A 15,657-nucleotide genomic window follows, 5' to 3' on the forward strand; every position below is an offset into this window, starting at 1 on the left:
CACTTGCGGCTTGTCACGGGGGGGTGTGCAAATTAGACCCATGCCAGACCCTTCAGGAGGATGACATGACCGCCAATCGCCCCGACAAATCCAAGCTGCCCAGCCGCCACGTGACCGAAGGCCCCGCGCGCGCGCCGCATCGGTCCTATTACTACGCGATGGATTTGACCGAGGAGGATATCGCCCAACCGTTCGTGGGTGTCGCAAGCTGCTGGAACGAAGCCGCACCTTGCAACATCGCGCTGAACTGGCAGGCACAGTCCGTCAAGCGCGGCGTGAAAGAAGCCGCAGGCACACCGCGCGAATTCACGACGATTTCCGTGACCGACGGGATCGCGATGGGGCACGAAGGCATGCGGTCGTCGCTGGCATCGCGCGAAGCGATCGCGGACACGGTGGAATTGACGATGCGGGGCCATGGCTATGACGCTTTGGTCGGGCTTGCAGGATGCGACAAATCGCTGCCGGGCATGATGATGGCGATGATCCGTCTGAACGTGCCGTCTGTCTTTATGTATGGCGGGTCGATCCTGCCGGGCAAAGTGCCCGAAGGGGCCGATGTACCCGCTGATTTCGCCCATCGTGACCTGACCGTGCAGGATATGTTCGAAGCGGTCGGTCGTTTTCAGTCCGGCGAAATGACCGAAGCGCAGTTGGCCGTGCTGGAACGCGTGGCCTGCCCGTCCGCCGGGGCCTGTGGTGGACAGTTCACTGCCAACACCATGGCCTGCGTATCCGAAGCGATCGGGCTTGCACTGCTGAACAGCTCGGGCATGCCCGCGCCGTTCAAGGACCGCGCCCAATATGGCGAGGCATCGGGCCGTGCCGTCATGCACCTGATCAACGCAAACATCCGCGCCCGTGACATCGTGACCCGCAAATCGCTGGAAAACGCGGCCCGCGTCGTGGCATGCACCGGCGGTTCGACCAACGCCGGTCTGCACCTGCCCGCCATGGCGCACGAAGCGGGGATCGATTTCGACCTGTGGGATGTCTGTGATATCTTCAAGGACACGCCCTATTTCGTCGACATGAAACCGGGCGGTCAGGCCGTTGCAAAGGACCTGTATGACGCAGGCGGCATTCCTGTCGTGATGAAAGAACTGCGCAAGGCAGGTCTGATCCACGAAGACTGCATCACCGCATCCGGCAAGACCATCGGTGAAGAACTGGACCTGATCGCAGGCGAGCCCGACGGCAAGGTGATCCATTTCATCGACAATCCGATCACCAAAACCGGCGGCGTCGTCGGTCTACGCGGGAACGTGGCACCCGACGGCGCCATCGTCAAAGTCGCGGGCATGAGCGAGGCAGAGCAGGTCTTTAGCGGTCCCGCCCGCGTGTTCGAAAACGAAGAAGAGGCGTTTGCCGCCGTCAAGGCGCGCGCCTACAAAGAAGGCGAGGTGCTGGTCATCCGCAACGAAGGCCCGGCAGGCGGTCCCGGCATGCGCGAAATGCTGGCGACTACGGCAGCCCTGTCCGGTCAGGGCATGGGCAAAAAGGTCGCATTGATCACCGATGGCCGGTTTTCTGGCGCGACCCGCGGTTTCTGCGTGGGCCATGTTGGTCCAGAAGCGGCGCACGGCGGACCCATCGCACTGTTAAAAGACGGCGACGTGATCACGCTGAATGCGCTGACCGGGGAATTGTCCGTCGATCTGACGGATGCGGAACTGGACCAGCGCCGTGCCGAATGGTCCGGACCCCGTGAAACGATCTATACGTCCGGCGCGCTGTGGAAATTCTCGCAGCTTGTGGGGGGGGCACGTCAGGGTGCGGTTACGCATCCCGGTGCCAAGATGGAAAAACACATCTACATGGACCTTTGATCATGTGGTCCAGGCTTTTGTTCGGCGCCATGGCGTTGCTGCTGAGCGCCTGCGAGGTCACAGGCCCGATTGGTGGGCCGGGCGCGCAGGCGACCCGGCTTGCGGGCGGGATCGTTGTGGCCGCGCCGGATGGCTATTGCCTGGACCCACAGGTTTCCCGCCCGGCGCGGGGCTTTGCGTTTCTGGTGGCATGCGGACTGCTTGATCCGGGGGTGCAAACCCCGTTTCCCGATACCTTGGCCATGATTACGGTACAGGCGGGGGACGCCGGTAGCGCGATCGTCGCCGGGTCCGAACCCGCCTTTCGTGCGTTTCTGGAAACAGATCAGGGGGCTACCCTGTTGGGTGTGTCTGACATCGGTGGCCCGATCGAGGTGGTCACGACGAATGCAAGCGACAACGCGGTATCGGTCTATACGCTGGATACCGCGCCGCCGGACATCATTGGCACGCAGCCCGAAAGCTGGCGTCTTTTTACCGATGTGCGCGGTCGCGTCGTGACGGTCACCGTGCGTGGCATGATCGATGCGCCGTTGTCGCAGTTTCAGTCGCGCGACCTGTTGGACCGTGTGGGCGAACTGTTGCGTTTGTCCAATACACGCGAACAGAGCGCGGCCTGACGGCAGGACGCTGTTTCCAAAACCGAAATAATTGGTCAGTTAAACAGATGTGCGGCAACTTGGACCGCGCATCGGATCGCAGCGAAAGGACATCGTGTGGGCTTGGGTCGTGAAGCATTGTCGGGTCTGCTTCACCGGGTCAGTCTGGCGCGCTGGACCCGTGCCGCACGTCAGGCGGAAACCGCTGATCTGAACCGGTTGCAGCTACACCGTCAGCGGGCGATGGAATTGATGTCCCGGCTGGCAGAACTGCGGTTCGTGGCCGACAGCCGCCTTGCCTTGCCGCGCATCGGCACGAATGCATTCGTCCGGCCTGGTGGCACGCTGTGGTCGTGGCGGCCAACAGCATGGCGCGGGCCATTGCCGGTGACTGGAATCGTCGGGGTCGAAAATCGCGCCAGCCTTGGTGAACATCTGACACTGTTCCACGATTGCGACATCAGCGAACTGACCCTGCGCCAAATCCGCAATACCCGCGAAAGCGACATGGCGCCGTTTGGGATCCGGTTGGATGTGTTCCGGTTCGACGGCAGCTTTCTCAGCCTTGTGCTGGACCTGCCCGACGATGCGGTCAACGGGCTGTTGCGGCGGCATATCATCCGCCTTGTGGTGAATGTCGAGCTGGAGAAGCCGCTGGAAATCTTTGCACGTTTGAATATCCGGCACGGGCCGAACACCGAACAGATGGTGCAAGAGATCAAGAATGCGAATGGCGAAATGATCGTCGAATTCGATCTGGCCTATAGCGACGTCAATGAAAAGCGGATCGAAAAGGCTTGGCTCGACCTGATTTTCGAAGGCGCGGAAATGAACCAGATTACCTTGCGCGATGTAACGTTAAGTCGTTATCCGCGCGCCGACCTATAGGACGGGCCGATATGTCTGAACTGATTTTGACACCATTGCGGATCGTCGCCGGCATATGGCAGGGCGAATTGTCCGGCGTAGATGCCGACGCCCCGCCGGCGCTGGTTCTGACCCACGGGGCTGAACAGATTGCCGCGCCTGACGTCAAACCGCTGGAAAACGGCACGTGGCTGGTCGAAGTCGCGGTGCCCGCCCGCTATCTGGCCGATGGGATCCAGACCTTTATCATCAGCACCCGCGATGGCGGCGAAACGCTGGCCAGTTTTGCGTTTATCGGGGGGGCTGCGGTGTCTGACGATATTCGTGCCGAACTGGATCTGCTGCGGGGCGAGCTGGATATGCTTAAACGCGCATTCCGGCGGCATTGCGTGGAAACACAGGCCGACTGACACCCTGACGCCGCGTTTTGGGTGACCTGCGCGTCAAGTGCGATAAGGTGCCCCAAACCGGAGGGCCCCCATGACCGCATATCCCCATCTTCTGTCACCACTCGATCTTGGCCACACGACGCTGAAAAACCGCGTGCTCATGGGGTCGATGCACACAGGGCTTGAAGAAACGCGCGACTGGAACCGGGTGGCGGAATTTTACGCCACCCGTGCGCGCGGCGGTGTGGGACTGATGGTCACCGGCGGCATGGCCCCGAATAAAGAGGGCGGCGTTTTTCCCGGTGCGGCGGGTCTGTTCAGCGACGACGACATCGCCAACCATCGCATCGTCACCGACCGGGTGCATGACGCGGGCGGCAAGATCGCCATGCAGATCCTGCACGCCGGGCGCTATGCCTATTCAAAGGATTGTGTCGCGCCGTCTGCGATCAAATCCCCGATCAGCCCGTTTCCCCCGCGTGAACTGGACGAAGCCGGAATTGAAAAGCAGATCAGCGACATGGTCACCGCCGCCAGCCGCGCCCGCGACGCAGGCTACGACGGGGTCGAAGTCATGGGGTCCGAAGGCTATTTTCTGAACCAGTTTCTGGTGGCCCATACCAACAAGCGCACGGATCGCTGGGGCGGATCATACGAAAACCGCATGCGCCTGCCGGTCGAGGTGGTGCGTCGTGTCCGCGATGCTGTCGGCCCCGATTTCATTGTGATCTATCGGCTCTCGATGATCGACCTGATCCCCGACGGGTCAACCTATGAAGAGGTTGTGCAACTGGCCAAGGCGATCGAGGCCGCTGGCGCGTCGATCATCAACACAGGGATCGGTTGGCACGAAGCGCGGATTCCCACCATCGCCACATCGGTGCCGCGCCGCGCCTTTGCATGGGTCACCAAAAAGCTGATGGGACAGGTATCGATTCCGATTATCACATCGAACCGGATCAACACGCCGCAGGTGGCCGAAGACGTGCTGGCCGAAGGCTGCGCCGATATGGTCAGCATGGCCCGCCCGTTTTTGGCCGATCCCGATTTCGTGGCCAAGGCGCAGGCCGGGCAGGCCGATCTGATTGCGCCCTGCATCGCCTGTAATCAGGCCTGCCTTGACCACACCTTTGGCGGCAAACTGTCGTCCTGTCTGGTGAACCCGCGCGCCTGCCACGAAACCGAACTGGTCGTCAGTCCGGCGCCGACGCCCAAACGGATCGCGGTCGTCGGCGCTGGTCCTGCGGGGCTGTCGGCGGCATTGACCGCAGCAGAGCGCGGGCACCGCGTCACGCTTTACGACGCTTTGCCGGATATCGGTGGCCAGTTGAACATGGCCAAACAGGTGCCCGGCAAAGAAGAGTTTTGGGGTCTGGTCGACTGGTATCGCGCCGCGGTTGCCAAAGCACGCATCGACGTGCGGTTGAATACGCGCGTCGATGCCGCCGATCTTGCTGATTTCGATGACATTATCGTTGCCACCGGCGTCTTGCCGCGCGATCCGCAAATTCCCGGTCAGGACGGGCCGAACGTGCTGTCCTATATCGATGTGCTGCGGGGCAAGGCGGATGTCGGCCAGCGTGTCGCCGTTATCGGGGCAGGGGGAATCGGGTTTGATGTGGCTGAAACATTGGTCACCGTCGACGGCCACACCACTGATCTGCCCGCGTGGATGGTGGAATGGGGCGTGACTGACCCGCAATCCCATCGCGGCGGTCTGGCGCCGGATGGCCCCAATCCTGACCCGGCAGCGCGGCAGGTTACGCTGTTGCAACGCAAGGCGCAAAAGCTGGGCAAGGGGCTAGGCAAGACGACGGGCTGGATCCACCGCGCCGGGCTTCAGATGAAAGAGGTCAAAATGATCGGCGGTGTGAATTACGAACGCATCGACGCGGACGGCCTGCACGTGTCCTATGGCGAAGCCCGCGAAAATCCGACCTGCATCGCGGTCGATACCATCGTGCTGTGCGCGGGGCAGGTGCCGGAAAATGCGCTTGCGGTGGCACTGCAAGCGCAGGGTATTGCCTGCCATGTCATCGGCGGCGCGGATGTCGCGGCTGAACTGGATGCGAAACGCGCCATCGATCAAGGCACCCGGCTGGCAGCGACGCTGTAAAACCGACCATCACGGCGGCGCCTGCCTACCGACTGTAGGCTGCGCGCCGTTCCCCACGGCTTGGACAAACGTGGCAAAACAGGCGATTCCGGTCCGGTGCAGCACCGTTTGTCGGGCCGGAATATCGCGTGCATCGCAGTCAAAGCGTCAGGCGCACCTTGAAATTTACCCACTGTTTAACGCGGACGAAAATGCCGATTTTCATAAGGTCAGGGCCGTTTCCATTCCTGCCCCAGTCGATCACAAATCGCGGTATTGTCAGGCGCGTGACCCAATCCCGCCCGATTTGGGGGGCATGACGGGGCTAACAGTTATTAGTGTTAGGACCGGACATGGATCGCCTTACCGAGATGGAAGCCTTTGCCACGGTCGTGGATCAGGGCGGCTTTACCGATGCGGCCAAAAAGATGGGAATCTCTAAATCCGCAGTGTCCAAACACGTGTCTTCGTTAGAAGCTCGGTTAGGTGCGCGATTGCTGAACCGCACGACCCGTCGCGTCAGTCCCACTGAAATCGGGCTGGCCTATTACGACCGCGCACGTCGGGTGCTGAACGACGCCGGCGAAGCTGATGCACTGGTCACGTCGATGCAATCGGCCCCGTCCGGGCTGCTGCGGATTTCTGTGGCGACTGATTTCGGGGTGAACCATCTGTCCCCCGTTCTGGGTGATTTCTTGTCCGAATTCGGCGACATCACCGTGAACATGGTGCTGAACAACCGCTATGTCGAACTGATCTCCGAAGGCTTCGACATGGCGATCCGCATCGGTGAACTGGAAGACAGCACCTTGCGCGCCCGCAAGCTGACCGAAACCAGCCGTCGGATGATCGCATCGCCTGCGTATTTCGAACAATACGGGCGTCCGGAAAAAATCGACGATCTGAACGAACACAAGCTGCTGCATTATTCCAACGCCGCCAATTCCGCCGTGTGGAAACTGACCGCCCCATCGGGTGAAAAGCGTCAGATCCGCACCGCAGGCTGGTTGACCGTGAACGATGGTCAATCGCTGCTGAATGCCTGTGTGGGCGGGCTTGGCATCGCCTATCTGCCCAGCTTTTTGTACGCGGACGCCATGGCTAAGGGGCTGGTCGAAGAAGCGATCCCGGGCCTGCCCGTCGATACCCAAGGTATCTATGCCGTCTATCCGCCGGGCCGGTTCACGCAGCCCAAGGTGCGTGCGTTCATCGATTTTCTGGTCAACGCCTTTGCGGAAAAAGGTCCCGACGTCTGGTGATCAACGTGTACCGGTGACAATCGCCTCTACACGGCGGTTCGCTGCGCGACCGTCGTCGGTCAGGTTGCTGGCGATGGGGGCCAAATAGCCCATGCCAGCCGCCCGAAGCTGGCTGCGCGGGACGCCGTAATCTGCGACCAGACGTTCCATCACAGCCGCCGCACGGCTGCGCGAGATTGCGATGTTGCCATCAAGCGGACCTTCGCTGTCGGTATGGCCGACGATGCTGACCGCCAGTTCGGGGTGATCGGCCAGAAAATTCGACAACGCCCGCAGAGACGGCACTGCATCCGGCATCAGCGCCACGGCCCCGGTCTGGAACGTGACACCGTCCAGCACGGTGCGGCCTGTTTCCAGCAGCGCTGTTGCCAGGTCGCCGGTCTGTGCAGTGGTCCGCAGGGTGGGTGCATCTGCGGCACTGTCCGGCAGATCGTCAGACCCGTCGGCAATGCGTGTGATCTGGACGAAACCGGCCTGCGGCGTATGGCTGACCAGAACCGCGACAGCCTGATCATCCTTGACCGCTGACAAAAACCGAAAGGCACCCAGATCGACCTGCATCGCGGGCGGCGGTTCAACGGGAATGGCAAATCGGAAATCAAATCCGCCGCAATCTGCTGCGGCACATTCGAATACGACCGAAAAGCCCGCGTTGACCAGTTGTTCGCGCAGGCTGCGCAGGATCGGCAATGTTTCGATCCCCGGCGCGTCGATCGACCAAACCTCTGTCCGCGATGCACCCTCGAACGCGCGGGTCGGCAGGGTGCCATCGGCCCAAGGTCCAAGCGGCAGCAGATAGCGCGCATCGGCCCGGTCGCGTTCAACCTGCAATGCCGCGTTGCCGGGCAGCGCCAGTTGCTGTGCGGCCACTGGTCCGGCCAACAGCAGGGCAATCAGTGCCAGCCGTTTCATCGCGCCTGGGCGTGATAGTCTGGGTTCGGGGCCATGTCAGTGGCGGATGCGACCCGATTGGTCATATTGAAAAACGCAGCCACGCTGGCGATGTCCCAGATCGCGCGGTCATCGAAACCCGTGTCGCGCAGCGCCTGACGGTCGGCGTCTTCGATCCGGGACGGCATTTCGGTCAGTTTTTCAGCAAAGCGCAGCATCGCGGTCTGCCGTGCATCCAGATCGGCGGCACGCCAGTTCATCACCAGCGCCTCTCCCAATGCAGGATCGCCTGACAGCTGCCGCACAGCCGCGCCATGGGCGGTCAGGCAGTAGAAACATTTGTTCACCGACGACACGACCACCGCAATCATTTCGCGTTCCAGTTTCGTCAGCGCGGACTCCGCCAGCATCAGATCGTTGTAAAGCGTGGTAAAGGCGTTCAGCTTGTCGGCATCGAACGCATAGGCGCGCAGCACATTGGGGACCATGCCCAGCTTGTCCTGACACACATCAAAGTATTTCTGCGTTTCGGCTGGTAGCGGGTCCATCATCGGCAGGTTCAGGGCGGTGGGCTGGTCGGTCATGTGGCGTCCTTTGGCTTGGCACGGTAATGATAGCGCCCGACCTGCGCCATGCCGAGCCCCTGATACAGCGCATTTGCGCCGGTATTCGCCACTGTCGCCAGCAGGCTGAAGGTCTGCGCGCCTTGTCCGTCCGCCCAGATTGCGGCCGCACGGGTCAGGGTCGCGGCCAGCCCCTTGCGGCGGTGTGCCACTGCGACGTCCAGTGCGTGCAGCATGGCGACGGCATCGTGCAATGCCACAAACAGCGTCGCGGCCGGGCGGTCATCAATGCGGCCAAGGATCGTCGTCTTGGGGCCAGCCGCACGGTCCATCACGGCCAGCCGGGCCGCGCCAATTCCGCCGTCAGCCCAGATATCGCGTTGCACCGCCAGCGGCGGCCATACGGTGAACGCCGTGACAGGCGGCGGTTTCGGGGCGGTCAATAGACGGATGGGGCACGCATAGATGATCGTTTCGTCACAGCGGATGTACCCGGCCTGCGCCAGCACCTGATCCACGGCGTCGTCACCGGGGCGCAGGGCAAAAACGATTTCCTGCCCCAGATCGCGCATGGCGGTTTCGGCCATCGCCAAATCGTCGGCTGTCACCGGTGCTGACGCCGTGGCCGCGCTGACCCGATTGCCGCCGCCCGCGCCGTGACGGATCACCCAAGGACCGACCGCCTGTGTCTGCGCTGCGGGCCACGTTGCATCAATGACAGCGCCCCAGTCGATCATTCGGGAAACAGGGCCCGCAGTTGGCCCATCGCCGCATCGACCTGCACGGCATCACGTCCGCGCACCACAAGGTTTGTGCCGTAAATGCCGTCTTTCTGGAACGGATAGCTGCCGACGGACAGGTCGGGGAAATCTTGTGCCACCAGTCCCAAGGGGGCTGCCACATCGCCTTCGCCCCGCATGACACGCCAGTTTTGCGATATCAGCGGTGCGCCGTGGGCCAACCGTGACACCACGCTTGCAACCATCGCTTCGAACACGGCGGGCACGCCTGCCATGACGTTGACGTTACCAATGGTAAACCCCGGCGCGGTGCTGACCGGGTTTTCGATCAGGGTGGCCCCGTCAGGAATGCGCGCCATCCGCAAGCGCGCGTCATTCAGGGTCGTGCCGCTGCGATCGTAATGCGCCTGCAACAGCGCGCGGGCGTCATCGCGAACGTCGATCGGCGTGTCAAAGGCGGCGGCGACCGCATCGGCGGTAATGTCGTCATGCGTCGGGCCGATGCCGCCGGATGTGAACACATGGTCATAAGCTGCCGACAGCGCCTGTACCGCCGCGACAATGGCATCGCGGTCGTCGCTGACGACACGTGCTTCTTTCAGGTCGATCCCGGCATCGGTCAAAACCTTTGCCAGATGGTTCATGTTGCTGTCGCGGGTCCGGCCCGACAGGATTTCGTCGCCGATTACCAGCATCGCAGCGGTTGGGTTGGTCATGTCAAACTCCGTTTCGTTTCGGTATAACCGCACAGATGAAGTTTGCCAGACCATTGATCCCCGCCACGCTGATCCAGCGCTACAAACGCTTTTTGGCGGATGTGACGTTGGATGATGGCACCGTTGTCACAGCCCATGTCGCCAACCCCGGCAAGATGACGGGCCTGAACATGCCCGGACTGCGGGTCTGGTTAGAACCCAACGATGATCCCAAACGCAAACTGGCCTATGCTTGGCGGCTGGTGACGGTGGGCGATGCGCTGGTCTGCGTCGATACGGCGCAAGCCAACCGCGTGGTGGGTGAGGCGTTGCGCGCCGGGCGCGTGCCGGGGCTGGAGGCCTACGCCGATATCCGGGCGGAGGTGAAATATGCCACCAAGTCGCGCGTCGATTTCCTGCTGTCCGGTGGCGGTCCCGACCTGTGGCTAGAGGTCAAAAGCGCCACGGTCAGCCGCACCCCCGGTCTGGCCGAATTTCCCGATACCGTCACCCAGCGTGGTGCGCGTCACATGGCTGATCTGGCGGACAGGGTCGCGGCGGGTGACAGGGCGATGGTGTTTTTCGTGGTCAACCGGACCGACTGCACAGCCTTTGATGTCGCCCGCGACATCGACCCGGTTTACGGTGCTGCGTTCGACGCCGCTATCGCCGCCGGGGTCGAAGTGATGGTGATGGACGCCACGATGGATGCCACAGGAATTGCGTTGGGCCGTGTGCTGGTCGGCAACGGGGTAGCGGGACAGGGCAAAACATCCTATGTGCCAACATCAGACAACTGATAGGTGACGACGTGACGACCTCTACCCAGACGGTGACCCGGGACGGCATTCGGATTTATGATCCATCCGATTTCGCAGGCATGGAAAAGGCCGGGCGGCTGGCCGCGCAAATCCTTGATGATATCGCGGATCACGTCGTTGTCGGCCAGACCACTGGGGCGTTGGATCAGTTGATCACCGATTGGGTTGCAGCGGCGGGCGCCACATCGGCCACCATCGGCTATCGCGGCTATCAGCACGCAAGCTGTATCAGTGTGAACCATGTCGTCTGCCACGGCATCCCCGGCGACAAGACGCTGAAAGACGGCGATATTCTGAATATCGACGTCACCGTTATCGTTGACGGATGGTTCGGTGATTGTTCGCGGATGTATTGGGCCGGAAAACTTAGCCGCAAGGCTGAACGTCTGATCCAAGTAACCCATGACAGCCTGATGCTGGGGATCGAAGCGGCCAAGCCCGGCAATACCTTTGGCGATATCGGCCACGCGATCCAGACCTATGCCGAAGCACAGCGCATGTCGGTCGTGCGCGATTTCTGTGGTCACGGGCTGGGCCGTGTGTTTCACGCCCCGCCAAATGTGCTGCACTATGGTCGCCCCGGATCGGGTGCCGTGCTGGAAGAAGGCATGTTTTTTACCATCGAACCGATGATTAACCTGGGCCGACCGGAAACAAAAATTCTGGCCGATGACTGGACCGCCGTGACCCGCGACAAATCGTTGTCGGCACAGTTCGAACATTCCATCGGGATCACGGCGCAGGGCGCGGAAATCTTTACCCAGTCGCCGGGTGATCGCTTTCATCCCACAATGCGGGACTGACCTGGTGGCGGGAGTCGTCCTGCCACTTGCGAACCACTCTCAACACACCTAACTTATATTAGTCACTAGCGGTGACATCCCCCTGATCATTAATTGAGGATGCACGCTATGCACCGTTCTTTGATAGCCGCTGTCGCGGTCTGCCTGATGCCGTTTGCCGCCCACACCCAAGAGGTGACACTGCGGTTTCAGCACTTTGTTTCCCCTGCGTCTGCAAATCCGACGTATTTCATGCAGCCTTGGGCCGACGCGATCGAGACGCAGTCCAATGGCCGGATCAAGGTCGAGCTTTATCCCTTTATGCAGCTTGGCGGGTCCGCCGCGTCGCAATACGATCTGATCCGCGATGGCGCGATCGATGGCGGCTGGGTCATCCCCGGCTATGAACCGGGCCGTTTCCCCGAAACAGAAGCGCTGGAACTGCCGTTCATGACCAGCAAAAGCGGCGCTGCTGCGTCGCGGGCGGCCTGGGATTTCACCGAAGCGTTTCTGTTGGACGATTTTGCCGACGTCCATTTGATCACGACCCATATGCACGGGCCGGGGATCATCCATGCGCGCGGCGATGCGCCGCAAACGGTCGAAGATTTGCGCGGTATGACCCTGCGCGGTCCGTCGCGTCCCGCCACGCTGCTGCTGGAAAAGCTGGGTGCCGTGCCGCTGGGCATGCCCGTGCCCGCCTTTCCCGAAGCCTTGTCGCGCGGCGTCGTGGACGGCGGTGTCATCACGTGGGAAATGGCGCCGTCGCTGAAACTGGATGAATTGACCGACAGCCATACCGACGTGGCAGGCGACCGTGCGCTGTACAACCTGTTCTTTGTCTGGGCCATGAACAAGGACGTCTATGCGGCCCTGCCGGACGACCTGAAAGCGGTGATCGACGCCAATTCCGGCAAAATGGCCGCAGAATGGGCCGGGGCAGGCCATGATACGGGCGACGCCATCGGACGCGATATCATGACCGATGCAGGCAACGAAATCGCCGTCCTGTCAGACGCGGAAACCGACCGGATCAAGGCAATGGCCCAAGATGTGCGCGCCGATTGGATCGCAGACATAGATGCGCGCGGTCTGAATGGCGCAGCACTGGTGCGGGCGGCGGAAAGCGCAGTCGCGGCCAATCTGGACTAGCGTTATCCGGTCAGGCCAAGGTCCGTGGCGACCTGCATCATGTCGGTGATGGGCTTGACGGCATAGCCGTCAGCCCGCGCCGCCCCACCGGATGCGACATAGGCATAACAGCAGACATCGGCGGCTTGCGCAGCACCCCAGCCCGCTGGCATGTCATCGACAAACACCGTGCCGCCCGCGTCTGTCCCGGCCAGCTGCATCGCGTGATGCAGCATGGCGGGGTCGGGTTTCGGGGCATGATCGTGCCCTGAATAGATCCGGCCAGCGAACCTGTCCAACAACCCCGACGGGGCCAGACTGACCTGCATCTTGGCCAGTGATCCGTTCGATGCGATAGCCGTGGCGATGCCCGCCGCATCCAGTCGGTCCAACAGGTCGATGACACCGGGCACGACTTCTATACCTTCGCGCAGGGCGGTTAGAATCTCGGCATAGATCCCGTCGAGCCAGTCATCGGGCAGGGCCGCGCCACGGCGCGTCGCTTCGGCACCGATACCTTGCATGGTGCCACCGGCGAACAGGGCGTGCACCTCTGCCGGGTCCAGTTGCAGGCCATGACGGCCAAGATTTGCCGCGATGATGCGATCCGTGGTCGGTTCGGTATCGACCAGAACGCCGTCGCAGTCGAAAATCACAAGCTTGGTCATGATGCCTCCAGTATGGTGATCCATGTTTTGCCATGGCTGCGCTGGTCCAGCCGTTTGAAACCCTGTGGCGTGATCTGGGCTGTGGCTTCTTCCCAGACCACGACGGTGCCGGGGGCGATCCATCCTTGGGCGCGGGCCGTCCGCAAGGCCGGACCGCCCAGACCCAGACCATAGGGCGGGTCCATGAACACCAGCCCGCACGCGTCCCCCTGCGGCAATGCATCGGCGGCACATGCGAGCACCGTGCAATCGTCACCGCGCCGCAGTTTTGCGATATTGCCCACGATTAGGTCCAGTGCCGCGCGCCCGCTGTCGACGAATGTGGCATGGACGGCCCCGCGTGACAGCGATTCCAGCCCCAGCGCGCCGGTGCCTGCGAACAGGTCCAGCACCCGTGCGCCCCGGATCGGATCACCCAGCCGTCCGCCCTGCAACACGTTGAACAGGCTTTCGCGGGTCCGGTCGCTGGTGGGCCGCAGATGGGCCGCCGCATCACCCTTGCCCACGGGCACAAGTGCTGCGCCGCGATGGGTGCCGCCTACGATCCTCATGCTTTCAAGAGCGCTTTCAGGTTCGTGTCGGGGTGCGTCACGACGTCGGGTGCCGGGCTTTTGCCCATTTCGATCAAACGCTTTCCGACCATGTAGCCGCGCGTATCGGACAGGCTGTCGATGGCGATCAATTGGTCGCCCCGGTAATACCAATGCGACCGCGCATCTGCGACCTGTCGAACATGGATGGCGTCGTAGCCGGTGTTCAGGCCCGCAATCTGCAATTTCACATCGTATTGGTCGGACCAAAACCAAGGTTTCGGGGTATAGGTCACATCACGCCCCAGCAGGTTATGCGCGACGATTTCCGCCTGATCGATGGCGTTGCCGACACTTTCGATCCGCACCCGCCCATCCCCCAGCGGGGTCGATGCACAATCGCCTGCTGCCCAGATCTGCGGGTCCGACGTGCGCCCATGGGCGTCCGTTGCGATCCCGTTGTCGATGGTCAGACCCGCGCCCTCTGCCAATGCGGTGGCCGGCGCGATACCCACACCGACGATGGCAAAATCAATGTCCAGCGTCGTACCGTCCGACAAGGTGGCACCGGTGACGACATCATCGCCGGTCAACGCGGTCAGGCCGACGCCTTCGCGGATATCGACACCGTGGCTGAGGTGCAGCGCGCGAAAGAAATCCGATGTTTCAGGCGCTGCGACCCGTTGCAGGATGCGGTCGGCCGCTTCGACAAGGGTGACGCTGACACCGCGTTTCGCGGCGACGGCTGCCGCTTCCAGTCCGATATAGCCGCCACCGATGATCAATGCGCGCGCGCCGTCGCGGAACGCGGGCTCCATGGCGTCGGCGTCGTCCAGATCACGCACGGCGAACACGTTGCCCAATGTGCCGCCAATGCTGGCGGGGAGGGAGCGGGGATGCGCCCCCGTCGTCAGCACCAGATCATCATAGGGCAGCGTGTCGCCACCATCCAGCCGCAGGGTCCGCGCTGCCGTGTCGATCCCCGTGGCCCGCGTGCCGAGCCGCACATCGACCCCGTGTTCATCATACCACGCAGCCGGGCGGAAATAGAGCCGGTCTTCTGCCATTTCACCCAGCAGATACGCCTTGGAAAGAGGCGGGCGTTGATAGGGCAGGCGGGGTTCGGCGCAGACCAGCGTGATCTTGGCATCGCAGCCTTCTGCGACCAGTTTTGCGATCAGGGCCGACGCGGCCTGACCGCCGCCGACGATGACGATACGATGCATGGCAAGGGTCCTCTGGTTAAGGTTCGGCGCACCCTATATGTCTTGGCGGCAGACGCAATTCCAAGGAGAGACCATGACCATCAAGATCGGTGATACCCTACCCGATGCGACCGTCCTGACGATGGGCCCTGATGGGCCACAGGCGGTGCAGATGTCCGACAAGCTGAAGGGCCGCAAGATCGTGCTGTTCGGCCTGCCGGGGGCCTATACCGGCACCTGCACCATGGCGCATGTGCCCAGCTTTATCCGCAACGCCCAGGCTTTGGCCGACAAGGGCGTCGCAGAAATCATCTGCCTGTCCGTCAACGATCCCTTTGTGATGAAAGCATGGGGCGACGCGACCGGTGCCGCCGATGCGGGCATCACCATGTTGGGCGACGCGGACGCATCATTCACCAAAGCCATCGGGATGGATTTTTCAGCCCCGCCCGTGGGGTTCATCGACCGTTCAAAACGCTATGCGATGCTGGTCGATGACGGCGTTGTCCAGCTTCTGAACGAAGAACCTGGTCCCGGCCAATGTGACGTTTCGGGCGGGGAAACCCTGCTGGACCAGATGGGCTGACGCAAAC

The 15,657-nt window shown here is 62.1% G+C and carries 17 protein-coding genes; 10 read left to right on the plus strand and 7 right to left on the minus strand.

What is annotated here, in order from left to right:
* Nucleotides 1-65 precede the first annotated feature (65 nt).
* From ilvD to GZH79_RS07140, 6 genes are all read left to right on the plus strand, one after another.
* Nucleotides 66-1,829: a dihydroxy-acid dehydratase gene (gene ilvD, locus GZH79_RS07115; protein ID WP_211643096.1), complete on the plus strand. Its 1,764-nt coding sequence runs from the start codon at nucleotides 66-68 to the stop codon at nucleotides 1,827-1,829.
* 2 nt (nucleotides 1,830-1,831) lie between these two features.
* The gene (locus tag GZH79_RS07120) at nucleotides 1,832-2,449 is read left to right on the plus strand and encodes a dihydroxy-acid dehydratase (protein ID WP_211643097.1); all 618 of its coding nucleotides are present in this window, start codon (nucleotides 1,832-1,834) and stop codon (nucleotides 2,447-2,449) included.
* A 102-nt stretch (nucleotides 2,450-2,551) separates the two neighbouring features.
* Nucleotides 2,552-3,316, plus strand: coding sequence for a DUF6478 family protein (locus GZH79_RS07125; protein ID WP_211643124.1), 765 nt, complete (start codon nucleotides 2,552-2,554; stop codon nucleotides 3,314-3,316).
* 11 nt (nucleotides 3,317-3,327) lie between these two features.
* Nucleotides 3,328-3,705, plus strand: a complete 378-nt coding sequence (locus tag GZH79_RS07130) for a hypothetical protein (RefSeq protein WP_211643098.1) — start codon at nucleotides 3,328-3,330, stop codon at nucleotides 3,703-3,705.
* A 70-nt stretch (nucleotides 3,706-3,775) separates the two neighbouring features.
* Nucleotides 3,776-5,800 carry an NADPH-dependent 2,4-dienoyl-CoA reductase gene (locus GZH79_RS07135; protein WP_211643099.1) on the plus strand — a complete coding sequence of 675 codons (2,025 nt, stop codon included), beginning with the start codon at nucleotides 3,776-3,778 and terminating at the stop codon, nucleotides 5,798-5,800.
* Nucleotides 5,801-6,132: 332 nt separating this feature from the next.
* A complete protein-coding gene (locus GZH79_RS07140; RefSeq protein WP_211643100.1) occupies nucleotides 6,133-7,038 on the plus strand; it encodes a LysR family transcriptional regulator in 906 nt (301 codons plus the stop codon).
* Here the strand turns inward: GZH79_RS07140 and GZH79_RS07145 are convergent, their stop codons facing one another.
* From GZH79_RS07145 to GZH79_RS07160, 4 genes are read right to left on the minus strand one after another with little or no spacing between them, the layout of a single operon-like run.
* Nucleotides 7,039-7,950 carry an OmpA family protein gene (locus GZH79_RS07145; protein WP_211643101.1) on the minus strand — a complete coding sequence of 304 codons (912 nt, stop codon included), beginning with the start codon at nucleotides 7,948-7,950 and terminating at the stop codon, nucleotides 7,039-7,041.
* Complete coding sequence (locus tag GZH79_RS07150) at nucleotides 7,947-8,513, minus strand: peroxidase-related enzyme (RefSeq protein ID WP_211643102.1); 567 nt, start codon at nucleotides 8,511-8,513, stop codon at nucleotides 7,947-7,949. Before GZH79_RS07150 ends, GZH79_RS07145 begins: the two co-directional genes overlap by 4 nt.
* The gene (locus GZH79_RS07155) at nucleotides 8,510-9,229 is read right to left on the minus strand and encodes a GNAT family N-acetyltransferase (protein ID WP_211643103.1); all 720 of its coding nucleotides are present in this window, start codon (nucleotides 9,227-9,229) and stop codon (nucleotides 8,510-8,512) included. The genes GZH79_RS07150 and GZH79_RS07155 overlap by 4 nt, the downstream gene beginning before the upstream one ends.
* Entirely contained in the window at nucleotides 9,226-9,948 is a 723-nt protein-coding gene (locus GZH79_RS07160; RefSeq protein ID WP_211643104.1) for a molybdopterin-binding protein, read from the minus strand. The genes GZH79_RS07155 and GZH79_RS07160 overlap by 4 nt, the downstream gene beginning before the upstream one ends.
* Nucleotides 9,949-9,983: 35 nt before the next feature.
* On the opposite strand from GZH79_RS07160, the gene sfsA reads away from it, so the two are divergent.
* The 3 genes from sfsA (at nucleotide 9,984) to GZH79_RS07175 (ending at nucleotide 12,682) form a co-directional block, all read left to right on the plus strand.
* Nucleotides 9,984-10,727, plus strand: a complete 744-nt coding sequence (gene sfsA, locus GZH79_RS07165) for a DNA/RNA nuclease SfsA (protein ID WP_211643105.1) — start codon at nucleotides 9,984-9,986, stop codon at nucleotides 10,725-10,727.
* 11 nt (nucleotides 10,728-10,738) lie between these two features.
* Nucleotides 10,739-11,551, plus strand: a complete 813-nt coding sequence (gene map / locus GZH79_RS07170; RefSeq protein ID WP_211643106.1) for a type I methionyl aminopeptidase — start codon at nucleotides 10,739-10,741, stop codon at nucleotides 11,549-11,551.
* Between the two features lie 108 nt (nucleotides 11,552-11,659).
* Nucleotides 11,660-12,682, plus strand: a complete 1,023-nt coding sequence (locus GZH79_RS07175) for a TRAP transporter substrate-binding protein (RefSeq protein WP_349291173.1) — start codon at nucleotides 11,660-11,662, stop codon at nucleotides 12,680-12,682.
* A gap of 2 nt (nucleotides 12,683-12,684) precedes the next feature.
* Here GZH79_RS07175 and GZH79_RS07180 read toward each other — a convergent pair whose 3' ends face one another.
* Genes GZH79_RS07180 through GZH79_RS07190 form a run of 3 tightly spaced genes read right to left on the minus strand, consistent with a single transcriptional unit; the run spans nucleotide 12,685 to nucleotide 15,085 of the window.
* Entirely contained in the window at nucleotides 12,685-13,329 is a 645-nt protein-coding gene (locus GZH79_RS07180; RefSeq protein WP_211643107.1) for an HAD family phosphatase, read from the minus strand.
* Nucleotides 13,326-13,880 carry an RsmD family RNA methyltransferase gene (locus GZH79_RS07185; protein WP_211643108.1) on the minus strand — a complete coding sequence of 185 codons (555 nt, stop codon included), beginning with the start codon at nucleotides 13,878-13,880 and terminating at the stop codon, nucleotides 13,326-13,328. The genes GZH79_RS07180 and GZH79_RS07185 overlap by 4 nt, the downstream gene beginning before the upstream one ends.
* On the minus strand, nucleotides 13,877-15,085 hold the full coding sequence (locus GZH79_RS07190) for an FAD-dependent oxidoreductase (RefSeq protein WP_211643109.1): 1,209 nt from the start codon (nucleotides 15,083-15,085) through the stop codon (nucleotides 13,877-13,879). Before GZH79_RS07190 ends, GZH79_RS07185 begins: the two co-directional genes overlap by 4 nt.
* A 73-nt stretch (nucleotides 15,086-15,158) precedes the next feature.
* Between GZH79_RS07190 and GZH79_RS07195 the strand changes: the two genes are divergently transcribed.
* Nucleotides 15,159-15,650 (plus strand): peroxiredoxin, encoded by a 492-nt coding sequence (locus GZH79_RS07195; RefSeq protein WP_211643110.1) that lies wholly within the window; start codon nucleotides 15,159-15,161, stop codon nucleotides 15,648-15,650.
* The last annotated feature ends 7 nt before the right edge of the window (nucleotides 15,651-15,657 follow it).

The sequence above is a fragment of the Loktanella sp. SALINAS62 genome, from assembly GCF_018263905.1.
Taxonomy (GTDB): domain Bacteria; phylum Pseudomonadota; class Alphaproteobacteria; order Rhodobacterales; family Rhodobacteraceae; genus Loktanella.

What these genes read in the sequence shown, in the direction of transcription:
- ilvD (WP_211643096.1), top strand. Translation starts at nt 66, where the DNA reads ATGACCGCCAATCGCCCCGACAAATCCAAGCTGCCCAGCCGCCACGTG.
- GZH79_RS07120 (WP_211643097.1), top strand. Translation starts at nt 1,832, where the DNA reads ATGTGGTCCAGGCTTTTGTTCGGCGCCATGGCGTTGCTGCTGAGCGCC.
- GZH79_RS07130 (WP_211643098.1), top strand. Translation starts at nt 3,328, where the DNA reads ATGTCTGAACTGATTTTGACACCATTGCGGATCGTCGCCGGCATATGG.
- GZH79_RS07135 (WP_211643099.1), top strand. Translation starts at nt 3,776, where the DNA reads ATGACCGCATATCCCCATCTTCTGTCACCACTCGATCTTGGCCACACG.
- GZH79_RS07140 (WP_211643100.1), top strand. Translation starts at nt 6,133, where the DNA reads ATGGATCGCCTTACCGAGATGGAAGCCTTTGCCACGGTCGTGGATCAG.
- GZH79_RS07145 (WP_211643101.1), bottom strand. Translation starts at nt 7,950, where the DNA reads ATGAAACGGCTGGCACTGATTGCCCTGCTGTTGGCCGGACCAGTGGCC.
- GZH79_RS07150 (WP_211643102.1), bottom strand. Translation starts at nt 8,513, where the DNA reads ATGACCGACCAGCCCACCGCCCTGAACCTGCCGATGATGGACCCGCTA.
- GZH79_RS07155 (WP_211643103.1), bottom strand. Translation starts at nt 9,229, where the DNA reads ATGATCGACTGGGGCGCTGTCATTGATGCAACGTGGCCCGCAGCGCAG.
- GZH79_RS07160 (WP_211643104.1), bottom strand. Translation starts at nt 9,948, where the DNA reads ATGACCAACCCAACCGCTGCGATGCTGGTAATCGGCGACGAAATCCTG.
- sfsA (WP_211643105.1), top strand. Translation starts at nt 9,984, where the DNA reads ATGAAGTTTGCCAGACCATTGATCCCCGCCACGCTGATCCAGCGCTAC.
- GZH79_RS07175 (WP_349291173.1), top strand. Translation starts at nt 11,660, where the DNA reads ATGCACCGTTCTTTGATAGCCGCTGTCGCGGTCTGCCTGATGCCGTTT.
- GZH79_RS07180 (WP_211643107.1), bottom strand. Translation starts at nt 13,329, where the DNA reads ATGACCAAGCTTGTGATTTTCGACTGCGACGGCGTTCTGGTCGATACC.
- GZH79_RS07185 (WP_211643108.1), bottom strand. Translation starts at nt 13,880, where the DNA reads ATGAGGATCGTAGGCGGCACCCATCGCGGCGCAGCACTTGTGCCCGTG.
- GZH79_RS07190 (WP_211643109.1), bottom strand. Translation starts at nt 15,085, where the DNA reads ATGCATCGTATCGTCATCGTCGGCGGCGGTCAGGCCGCGTCGGCCCTG.
- GZH79_RS07195 (WP_211643110.1), top strand. Translation starts at nt 15,159, where the DNA reads ATGACCATCAAGATCGGTGATACCCTACCCGATGCGACCGTCCTGACG.